This is a genomic window from Micromonospora haikouensis (genome assembly GCF_900091595.1).
In the GTDB taxonomy this organism is placed as follows: domain Bacteria; phylum Actinomycetota; class Actinomycetes; order Mycobacteriales; family Micromonosporaceae; genus Micromonospora; species Micromonospora haikouensis.
The window spans coordinates 121,958-131,252 of record NZ_FMCW01000004.1 but is presented as its reverse complement, the minus strand read 5'-3'; the positions used below and the strand labels follow the sequence as shown (position 1 = coordinate 131,252).

The 9,295-nt window shown below is 67.5% G+C and carries 13 protein-coding genes; all 13 read left to right on the top strand.

Annotated features, from left to right (window positions below; all coding sequences use genetic code 11):
• Positions 1–35 precede the first annotated feature (35 nt).
• Positions 36–2,132 (top strand): elongation factor G, encoded by a 2,097-nt coding sequence (gene fusA, locus GA0070558_RS05535; RefSeq protein ID WP_077938297.1) that lies wholly within the window; start codon positions 36–38, stop codon positions 2,130–2,132.
• A gap of 222 nt (positions 2,133–2,354) precedes the next feature.
• Entirely contained in the window at positions 2,355–3,548 is a 1,194-nt protein-coding gene (tuf, locus tag GA0070558_RS05530) for an elongation factor Tu (RefSeq protein ID WP_043965499.1), read from the top strand.
• Between the two features lie 357 nt (positions 3,549–3,905).
• Complete coding sequence (gene rpsJ / locus GA0070558_RS05525) at positions 3,906–4,214, top strand: 30S ribosomal protein S10 (protein WP_007073037.1); 309 nt, start codon at positions 3,906–3,908, stop codon at positions 4,212–4,214.
• 11 nt (positions 4,215–4,225) lie between these two features.
• A complete protein-coding gene (rplC, locus tag GA0070558_RS05520; protein ID WP_043965509.1) occupies positions 4,226–4,891 on the top strand; it encodes a 50S ribosomal protein L3 in 666 nt (221 codons plus the stop codon).
• Positions 4,888–5,538, top strand: a complete 651-nt coding sequence (rplD, locus tag GA0070558_RS05515) for a 50S ribosomal protein L4 (RefSeq protein WP_077938298.1) — start codon at positions 4,888–4,890, stop codon at positions 5,536–5,538. Before rplC ends, rplD begins: the two co-directional genes overlap by 4 nt.
• Positions 5,535–5,837: a 50S ribosomal protein L23 gene (rplW, locus tag GA0070558_RS05510; RefSeq protein ID WP_007073034.1), complete on the top strand. Its 303-nt coding sequence runs from the start codon at positions 5,535–5,537 to the stop codon at positions 5,835–5,837. Before rplD ends, rplW begins: the two co-directional genes overlap by 4 nt.
• Positions 5,838–5,849: 12 nt before the next feature.
• Positions 5,850–6,689 (top strand): 50S ribosomal protein L2, encoded by an 840-nt coding sequence (gene rplB, locus GA0070558_RS05505; protein WP_043965513.1) that lies wholly within the window; start codon positions 5,850–5,852, stop codon positions 6,687–6,689.
• Between the two features lie 12 nt (positions 6,690–6,701).
• Positions 6,702–6,983, top strand: coding sequence for a 30S ribosomal protein S19 (gene rpsS, locus GA0070558_RS05500; protein ID WP_007073032.1), 282 nt, complete (start codon positions 6,702–6,704; stop codon positions 6,981–6,983).
• A gap of 39 nt (positions 6,984–7,022) precedes the next feature.
• On the top strand, positions 7,023–7,481 hold the full coding sequence (rplV, locus tag GA0070558_RS05495; protein ID WP_043965515.1) for a 50S ribosomal protein L22: 459 nt from the start codon (positions 7,023–7,025) through the stop codon (positions 7,479–7,481).
• Positions 7,481–8,335 carry a 30S ribosomal protein S3 gene (gene rpsC, locus GA0070558_RS05490; RefSeq protein ID WP_043965517.1) on the top strand — a complete coding sequence of 285 codons (855 nt, stop codon included), beginning with the start codon at positions 7,481–7,483 and terminating at the stop codon, positions 8,333–8,335. The genes rplV and rpsC overlap by 1 nt, the downstream gene beginning before the upstream one ends.
• Positions 8,336–8,338: 3 nt before the next feature.
• The gene (gene rplP / locus GA0070558_RS05485; protein WP_043965519.1) at positions 8,339–8,764 is read left to right on the top strand and encodes a 50S ribosomal protein L16; all 426 of its coding nucleotides are present in this window, start codon (positions 8,339–8,341) and stop codon (positions 8,762–8,764) included.
• A complete protein-coding gene (gene rpmC / locus GA0070558_RS05480; protein ID WP_074472523.1) occupies positions 8,764–9,000 on the top strand; it encodes a 50S ribosomal protein L29 in 237 nt (78 codons plus the stop codon). The genes rplP and rpmC overlap by 1 nt, the downstream gene beginning before the upstream one ends.
• Positions 8,997–9,278, top strand: a complete 282-nt coding sequence (gene rpsQ / locus GA0070558_RS05475) for a 30S ribosomal protein S17 (RefSeq protein ID WP_074472524.1) — start codon at positions 8,997–8,999, stop codon at positions 9,276–9,278. Before rpmC ends, rpsQ begins: the two co-directional genes overlap by 4 nt.
• Positions 9,279–9,295 lie beyond the last annotated feature (17 nt).

The window sequence follows — 9,295 nt, the reverse complement described above, 5'->3', positions numbered from 1 at the left end:
CAGTTGTGTCGAGACGACGATAAGTAGGGATTGAAGTGGCCGCCGCAGACGCGCTCGCCAACGTACGCAACATCGGCATCATGGCGCACATCGATGCTGGTAAGACCACTACCACCGAGCGGATCCTCTTCTACACCGGTATCACGTACAAGATCGGTGAGGTCCACGAGGGCGCTGCCGTCATGGACTGGATGGAGCAGGAGCAGGAGCGTGGTATCACCATCACCTCCGCTGCCACCAAGTGTGAGTGGAAGGGCCACACGATCCAGATCATCGACACGCCCGGTCACGTCGACTTCACGGTCGAGGTCGAGCGGTCGCTGCGGGTGCTGGACGGTGCGGTCGCGGTCTACGACGGCGTGGCCGGCGTGGAGCCGCAGACGGAGAACGTCTGGCGTCAGGCCGACAAGTACAACGTCCCGCGGATGTGCTTCGTCAACAAGCTCGACCGGACCGGCGCGGACTTCTTCCGCTGCGTCCAGATGATGATCGACCGGCTGAACGCGACCCCGCTGGTGCTCCAGATCCCGATCGGGCTCGAGGGCGACCACATCGGTGTCGTCGACCTGATCGGCATGCGTGCCCTCACCTGGCGCGGGGAGACCCAGAAGGGTGAGGACTACGCGATCGAGGAGATCCCGGCCGACCTCGCCGACTCCGCTGCGGAGTGGCGCGAGAAGCTGATGGAGACCCTGGCCGACGTCGACGACGCGGTGATGGAGAAGTACCTGGAGGGCGAGGAGATCTCCGTCGAGGAGATCAAGGCCGCCATCCGGCGGGCCACGATCGCCAGCAAGGCCAACCCGGTGCTGTGCGGCTCGGCGTTCAAGAACAAGGGCGTGCAGCCCATGCTCGACGCCGTGGTCGACTTCCTGCCGTCGCCGCTGGACATCCCGGCCATCGAGGGCACCGCGACCGACGGCGAGACGCCGCTGCAGCGGAAGCCGTCGAAGAAGGAGCCGTTCTCCGGTCTCGCCTTCAAGATCCAGACCGACAAGCACCTCGGCAAGCTCACCTACGTCCGGGTCTACTCCGGCGTGGTCGAGTCCGGGTCCCAGGTGGTCAACTCCACCAAGGACCGCAAGGAGCGGATCGGCAAGATCTACCAGATGCACGCCAACAAGCGGGAAGAGCGCGGCTCGGCCCAGGCTGGCGACATCATCGCGGTGCAGGGTCTCAAGCAGACCACCACCGGTGACACGCTGTGCGACCCGGCGAACCCGGTCATCCTGGAGTCGATGACCTTCCCGGAGCCGGTCATCGAGGTCGCCATCGAGCCGAAGACCAAGGCCGACCAGGAGAAGCTCAGCACCGCCATCCAGCGGCTGGCCGAGGAGGACCCGACCTTCCGCGTCAAGCTGGACGACGAGACCGGCCAGACGGTCATCTCCGGCATGGGTGAGCTGCACCTGGACATCCTGGTCGACCGGATGCGCCGCGAGTTCAACGTCGAGGCGAACATCGGCAAGCCGCAGGTGGCGTACCGCGAGACCATCCGCCGCAAGGTGGAGAAGGTCGAGTTCACCCACAAGAAGCAGACCGGTGGTTCCGGCCAGTACGCCCGGGTCATCATCAGCCTGGAGCCGCTGCCGCTGGACAACGACTCGCCGACCTACGAGTTCGCGAACGCCGTCACCGGTGGCCGCATCCCCCGGGAGTTCATCCCGTCGGTGGACGCGGGCGCCCAGGACGCCATGCAGTACGGCATTCTCGCCGGCTTCCCGCTGGTGGGTGTCAAGCTGACCCTGGTGGACGGCCAGTACCACGAGGTCGACTCGTCCGAGATGGCGTTCAAGATCGCTGGCTCGATGGCGCTGAAGGAGGCGGCCCGCAAGGCCGACCCGGCGCTGCTGGAGCCGGTGATGTCCGTCGAGGTCACCACTCCTGAGGAGAACATGGGTGACGTCATCGGCGACCTCAACTCCCGCCGTGGCATCATCCAGGCGATGGAGGAGCGCAGCGGCACCCGCATCGTGAGGGCGCTGGTGCCGCTGTCGGAGATGTTCGGCTACGTCGGCGACCTGCGGTCGAAGACCCAGGGCCGGGCTAGCTACAGCATGCAGTTCGACTCCTACGCCGAGATTCCGGCCTCGGTGGCCAAGGAGATCATCGCCAAGGCGACTGGTGAGTGACGCTCGCCTGAGCTGATCCGATGAATCGGGGCTGGTCGCGGGAGGGATTCCCGTCCGCGGCCACCTCGGTCGGGTTGTGTGAGACCGGGCCTGTAGGCTTCATCGCCGCAGAACCCACAAAAGCTCTCCGGCCGTCAGGCCGGAAAGGCTGTCGACAGAGTCCTAAGCGCCTACCTGGCGTGCCGGGGCGAGAAGAACCAAGAAGTCCACAGGAGGACACCAGTGGCGAAGGCGAAGTTCGAGCGGACTAAGCCGCACGTCAACATCGGCACCATTGGTCACATCGACCACGGTAAGACGACGCTGACGGCGGCCATCACCAAGGTCCTGCACGACCAGTTCCCGGACCTGAACCCGTACACCCCGTTCGACGAGATCGACAAGGCGCCGGAGGAGAAGGCCCGCGGCATCACGATCTCCATCGCGCACGTCGAGTACCAGACCGAGGCGCGGCACTACGCGCACGTCGACTGCCCCGGGCACGCCGACTACATCAAGAACATGATCACCGGTGCCGCGCAGATGGACGGCGCGATCCTGGTGGTGGCGGCGACCGACGGCCCGATGCCGCAGACCCGCGAGCACGTGCTGCTGGCCCGTCAGGTCGGTGTGCCGTACATCGTCGTGGCGCTCAACAAGAGCGACATGGTCGACGACGCCGAGCTCCTGGAGCTCGTCGAGCTCGAGGTCCGCGAGCTGCTCTCCTCGCAGGAGTACCCGGGCGACGACCTGCCGGTCGTGCAGGTCTCCGCGCTGAAGGCGCTCGAGGGCGACCCGGTGTGGACCGAGAAGCTGCTCGAGCTGATGAACGCGGTCGACACCGCGATCCCGCAGCCGGAGCGCGAGACCGAGAAGCCGTTCCTCATGCCCGTCGAGGACGTCTTCACGATCACCGGTCGTGGCACCGTCGTCACCGGTCGTGTCGAGCGTGGCGTGCTGCTCCCGAACGAGGACGTCGAGGTCGTCGGCATCCGCGAGAAGGGCTTCAAGACCAAGGTCACCGCGATCGAGATGTTCCGGAAGACCCTGGACGACGCGCGCGCGGGTGAGAACGTCGGTCTCCTGCTGCGTGGCACCAAGCGCGAGGACGTCGAGCGCGGCATGGTCGTCATCAAGCCGGGCACCACGACCCCGCACACGGAGTTCGAGGCGACGGTCTACATCCTCTCCAAGGAGGAGGGTGGCCGGCACACCCCGTTCTTCCAGAACTACCGCCCGCAGTTCTACTTCCGCACCACGGACGTCACCGGCGTCGTCACGCTGCCCGAGGGCACCGAGATGGTCATGCCGGGCGACAACACCACGATGAGCGTCAAGCTCATCCAGCCCATCGCGATGGAGGAAAACCTCAAGTTCGCGATCCGGGAGGGTGGCCGTACGGTCGGCGCGGGTCGGGTCACCAAGATCGTCAAGTGAACTGGGTAACCCCGATTAGCATCGCCGCCGGTCGTGCGGCATACTAGTCAGGTTGCGTAACGGCAGTTCCTCGCCCGTGTCCGGCATCCGCTGGACCTCCGGGTCGTTGAACAGTCGCGCGTAGGGTGGTTGGCCTGCCACTGTGCGGCCAACCACCCTCGCACGGCGTCCGGGTCGCGGTGAACGCGATCGGCGCCATTGACCCACCGCATGGCCAGCAGAGCTCCGGGGTCCCGGGGCGGAGCCTGGTCCTAGGGCGCGACACGCCCGACCGCGGGGGTCGGCGGAAGTGGGCCTGCACCAGCCGGTGCAGGCGCCCGCAACACAGCGGCATCGAGAGAAGGAACAGAAGCCACCATGGCGGGACAGAAGATCCGCATCCGGCTCAAGGCCTATGACCACGAGGTCGTCGACTCCTCGGCTCGGAAGATCGTCGAGACGGTGACGCGTACCGGGGCGCAGGTCGCTGGCCCGGTGCCGCTGCCCACGGAGATCAACCGTTTCTGCGTTATCCGCTCGCCGCACAAGTACAAGGACTCGCGCGAGCACTTCGAGATGCGTACGCACAAGCGGCTGATCGACATCATCGACCCGACCCCGAAGACGGTCGACTCGCTCATGCGCCTCGACCTGCCGGCTGGCGTCGACATCGAGATCAAGCTGTAGGGACCGGACAAATGGACAGGCAAGTCAAGGGGATCCTGGGCGCCAAGCTCGGCATGACCCAGGTCTGGGACAACAACAAGGTTGTGCCCGTGACCGTGGTGCAGGCCGGCCCGTGCGTCGTCAGCCAGGTTCGTAGCGCCGAGAAGGACGGTTACTCCGCGGTCCAGCTCGCGTACGGCACCATCGACCCGCGCAAGGTCAAGAAGCCGGTCAGCGGGCACTACGCGAAGGCGGACGTGGCGCCGCGCCGGCACATCGTCGAGCTGCGCACCAAGGACGCCGCGGACTACTCGCTGGGCCAGGAGGTCACGGTCGAGCAGTTCCCGGTGGGCGTCACCATCGACGTCACCGGCAAGACCAAGGGCAAGGGCTACGCCGGCCCGATGAAGCGGCACGGCTTCCACGGTCTGCGCGCCAGCCACGGTGTCGAGCGCAAGCACCGTTCGCCGGGCTCCATCGGCGCCTGCGCCACCCCGGGTCGCGTCTTCAAGGGCACCCGGATGGCGGGTCGGATGGGTGGCGTGCGCTACACCGTCCAGAACCTGACCGTCCAGGCGGTCGACACCGAGAACAACCTCCTGCTCGTCCGCGGCGCCATCCCCGGCCCGAAGGGCGCGCTGGTCCTGGTCCGCACCGCGGCCAAGGTCAAGGCGAAGAAGGGCGGTGCGGCCAAGTGACCACCGTTGACGTGCTCAACGTCGAAGGCACGAAGAGCGGCGCCGTCGAGCTGCCGTCCGACGTCTTCGACGTCCAGGCCAACATCGCGCTGATGCACCAGGTCGTGGTGGCCCAGCTCGCGGCCGCCCGACAGGGCACGCACAAGACCAAGACCCGCGGCGAGGTCGCCGGTGGCGGCAAGAAGCCGTACAAGCAGAAGGGCACCGGTCGGGCCCGCCAGGGTTCGATCCGCGCGCCGCAGTTCGCCGGCGGTGGCGTGGTCCACGGCCCGGTGCCGCGCGACTACAGCCAGCGGACCCCGAAGAAGATGAAGGCCGCCGCCCTGCGTGGCGCCCTCTCCGACCGGGCCCGCGCCGGCCAGGTGCACGTCGTCGAGGCGTTCGTCTCGGGCGAGAAGCCGTCGACCAAGGCCGCCCTGGCCACGCTGGCCAAGCTGACCGAGGCGCGCCGCGTCCTGGTCGTGCTGAGCAGCACCGACGAGCTGAACTGGGTGTCGCTGCGCAACGAGCCGCGGGTGCACCTGATCGAGGCCGGCCAGCTCAACACGTACGACGTGCTGGTGGCCGACGACGTGGTCTTCACCAAGGACGCCCTGGACGAGTTCCTGGGTGTCCCGGCCGAGACCACCGAGGAGGGTGACAAGTGAGCACGATCGCCGATCCGCGTGACGTCATCATCGCGCCGGTCGTCTCGGAGAAGAGCTACAGCGAGCTGAACCGGAACTGGTACACCTTCCTGGTGCACCCGGACGCCAACAAGACCGAGATCAAGATCGCTATCCAGCAGATCTTCAACGTCCGCGTCCTGACGGTCAACACGCTCAACCGCGAGGGCAAGCGCAAGCGCACCAAGACCGGCTTCGGTCAGCGCAAGGCCACCAAGCGGGCGATCGTGAAGCTGGCTGACGGTGACCGTATCGAGGCCTTCGGCGGCCCGGTCAGCTGAGGGGTGTAGACAATGGCTATCCGTAAGTACAAGCCGACGACGCCGGGCCGGCGTGGCTCGAGCGTCGCCGACTTCGCCGAGATCACCCGGTCGACGCCCGAGAAGTCGCTGCTGGTTCCGCTGCCGAAGAAGGGCGGGCGTAACGCCCACGGCCGGATCACCGCGCGGCACCACGGTGGCGGCCACAAGCGCCAGTACCGTCTGATCGACTTCAAGCGGGTCGACAAGGACGGCGTCCCGGCGAAGGTCGCGCACATCGAGTACGACCCGAACCGCACCGCGCGCATCGCGCTGCTGCACTACGCCGACGGCGAGAAGCGGTACATCATCGCGCCGAAGGACCTGAAGCAGGGCGACGCGGTCGAGTCCGGTCCGGGCGCCGACATCAAGCCCGGCAACAACCTGCCGCTGCGCAACATCCCGGTCGGTACGACGATCCACAACGTGGAGCTTCGTCCGGGTGGCGGTGCCAAGCTGGCCCGCTCGGCCGGCGTCGGCATCCAGCTGCTCGGCCGGGAGGGCGCGTACGCGACCCTGCGTATGCCGTCCGGCGAGATCCGGCGGGTCGACGTGCGCTGCCGCGCCAGCGTCGGCGAGATCGGCAACGCCGACCAGTCGAACATCAACTGGGGCAAGGCCGGCCGGATGCGGTGGAAGGGCAAGCGCCCGACCGTCCGTGGTGTCGCCATGAACCCGGTCGACCACCCGCACGGTGGTGGTGAGGGCAAGACCTCCGGTGGTCGCCACCCGGTCAACCCGCAGGGTAAGCCCGAGGGCCGCACCCGTCGTAAGGGCCAGCCGAGCGACCGGCTGATCGTCCGCCGCCGCTACGCCACGCGTAAGCGCGGCTGAGGGAGATAAGACATGCCTCGCAGCCTGAAGAAGGGCCCGTTCGTCGACGACCACCTGCTCAAGAAGGTGGAGACGCAGAACGACAAGGGCTCGAAGAACGTCATCAAGACCTGGTCGCGGCGCTCGACGATCATCCCCGAGATGCTCGGCCACACGATCGCCGTGCACGACGGACGCAAGCACGTCCCGGTGTTCGTCACCGAGGCGATGGTCGGGCACAAGCTCGGCGAGTTCGCGCTGACCCGCACCTTCAAGGGTCACGAGAAGGACGACCGGAAGAGCCGCCGGCGCTGAGCCGCGGGCATACGGATAGAGGAACAAGGGGTTACAGCGATGCCAGGAAAGGGCGACGCTCCGGTGCTTCCGGGCGCGCGGGCGGTTGCGCGGCACGTGCGCATCTCGCCGATGAAGGCGCGCCGGGTGGTCAACCTCGTCCGCGGCCTGCCCGCGAAGGAGGCGCTCACGGTGCTGCAGTTCGCGCCGCAGGCTGCGAGCGAGCAGGTATACAAGGTGCTCGCTAGCGCGATCGCCAACGCGGAGAACAACGAGCGGCTGGACCCCGACGCGCTGCTCGTCAGCGAGGCGTTCGTCGACGAGGGCCCGACGATGAAGCGGTTCCGGCCGCGGGCGCAGGGCCGGGCTTACCGGATCCGCAAGCGCACCTGCCACATCACCGTGGCGGTCGAGGCGGTCGCGCCGGCCGCGCCGAAGAAGTCCGCGGCGAAGAAGGCCGCCCCGGCGCAGCAGCCTGCGGCCGCTGAGACGGAGAGCAAGACGGAGGGCGCCGAGTAATGGGTCAGAAGGTTCACCCCACTGGGTTCCGGCTCGGCATCTCGACCGACTGGAAGTCCCGCTGGTTCGCGGACAAGCTCTACAAGGACTACATCGGCGAGGACGTCAAGATCCGCCGGATGATGTCCAAGGGGCTCGAGCGCGCCGGCATCTCCAAGGTCGACATCGAGCGCACCCGGGACCGGGTCCGCGTCGACATCCACACCGCCCGGCCGGGCATCGTCATCGGCCGTAAGGGTGCGGAGGCCGACCGGATCCGCGGCGAGCTGGAGAAGCTCACCGGCAAGCAGGTGCAGCTGAACATCATCGAGGTGAAGAACCCCGAGTCGGACGCGCAGCTGGTCGCCCAGGGCGTCGCCGAGCAGCTCTCCAGCCGGGTCAGCTTCCGTCGGGCGATGCGCAAGGCGATGCAGTCGGCGATGAAGAACCCGGTCTGCAAGGGCATTCGGGTGCAGGTCTCGGGTCGCCTCGGCGGCGCCGAGATGAGCCGGACCGAGTTCTACCGCGAGGGCCGGGTTCCGCTGCACACGCTGCGGGCCAACATCGAGTACGGCTTCTTCGAGGCCCGTACCACCTTCGGCCGGATCGGCGTGAAGGTCTGGATCTACAAGGGTGACGCGGTGCCGGGTCGGGAGGCTCCGGCCGAGGCTCCGTCGCGCCCGCGCCGTGAGCGCGGCGACCGCCCCGAGCGGCCGCGCCGTGGTCGGTCCGGTTCGTCCGGCACGACCGCCGGTGGCACCGAGGCCGGCCGGGCTGCCGCGACCACGATCGCGCAGCAGGCCGAGACGCCGAGTGGCGAGCCGGTGGACGCGTCCGCCGTCGCCGCCGCGGCAGAAACGCAGCAGGAGGGCTGACAGATGCTGATGCCGCGCAAGCCCCCGAAGGGCTTCCGCAAGCCGCACCACCCGGACCGCCACGGCGCGTCCAAGGGTGGCAACCGCGTGGTGTTCGGCGAGTTCGGGATCCAGGCTCTCGAGCCGGCGTACGTGACGAACCGGCAGATCGAGTCGGCGCGTATCGCGATGACCCGTCACATCAAGCGTGGCGGTAAGGTCTGGATCTCGATCTTCCCGGACCAGGCTCTGACGAAGAAGCCGGCCGAGACCCGGATGGGTTCCGGCAAGGGCTCGCCCGAGTGGTGGGTCGCCAACGTCAAGCCGGGGCGGATCCTGTTCGAGATGTCCTTCCCCAACGAGCAGATCGCGCGAGAGGCGATGCGTCGCGCGATCCACAAGCTCCCGATGAAGTGCCGCATTGTTACGCGCGAAGTGGGTGAATCCTGATGGCAGCGGGCGTTAAGGCCTCCGAGCTGCGTGAGCTCTCCGAGGAGGAGCTGGTCACGAAGCTGCGTGAGGCCAAGGCGGAGCTGTTCAACCTCCGCGTGCAGGCCGCAACCGGGCAGCTGGACAACAACCGGCGGCTGCAGGTCATCCGTCGGGAGATCGCCCGGATCTACACGATCATGCGTGAGCGCGAGCTGGGTCTCTCGGTCGCGCCGACTGAGGTGACTGCATCATGAGCGAGACCGAGAACACCACCGTCGACGCACGGGCCCGCCGGAAGGTGCGTGAGGGCCTGGTGGTCAGCGACAAGATGGACAAGACCGTCGTGGTCGAGGTCGAGGACCGGGTCAAGCACGCGCTGTACGGCAAGATCATGCGCCGTACCCGCAAGCTGAAGGTGCACGACGAGCAGAACGCCGCCGGCATCGGCGACCGGGTCCTGATCATGGAGACCCGGCCGCTGTCCGCCACCAAGCGTTGGCGGATCGTGGAGATCCAGGAAAAGGCCAAGTAGCGAAGGCTCGAGCTCGC

What these genes read in the sequence shown, in the direction of transcription:
- rplB (WP_043965513.1), top strand. Translation starts at nt 5,850, where the DNA reads ATGGCTATCCGTAAGTACAAGCCGACGACGCCGGGCCGGCGTGGCTCG.
- rplV (WP_043965515.1), top strand. Translation starts at nt 7,023, where the DNA reads ATGCCAGGAAAGGGCGACGCTCCGGTGCTTCCGGGCGCGCGGGCGGTT.
- rpsJ (WP_007073037.1), top strand. Translation starts at nt 3,906, where the DNA reads ATGGCGGGACAGAAGATCCGCATCCGGCTCAAGGCCTATGACCACGAG.
- rpsC (WP_043965517.1), top strand. Translation starts at nt 7,481, where the DNA reads ATGGGTCAGAAGGTTCACCCCACTGGGTTCCGGCTCGGCATCTCGACC.
- rpsQ (WP_074472524.1), top strand. Translation starts at nt 8,997, where the DNA reads ATGAGCGAGACCGAGAACACCACCGTCGACGCACGGGCCCGCCGGAAG.
- rpsS (WP_007073032.1), top strand. Translation starts at nt 6,702, where the DNA reads ATGCCTCGCAGCCTGAAGAAGGGCCCGTTCGTCGACGACCACCTGCTC.
- rplC (WP_043965509.1), top strand. Translation starts at nt 4,226, where the DNA reads ATGGACAGGCAAGTCAAGGGGATCCTGGGCGCCAAGCTCGGCATGACC.
- rpmC (WP_074472523.1), top strand. Translation starts at nt 8,764, where the DNA reads ATGGCAGCGGGCGTTAAGGCCTCCGAGCTGCGTGAGCTCTCCGAGGAG.
- rplP (WP_043965519.1), top strand. Translation starts at nt 8,339, where the DNA reads ATGCTGATGCCGCGCAAGCCCCCGAAGGGCTTCCGCAAGCCGCACCAC.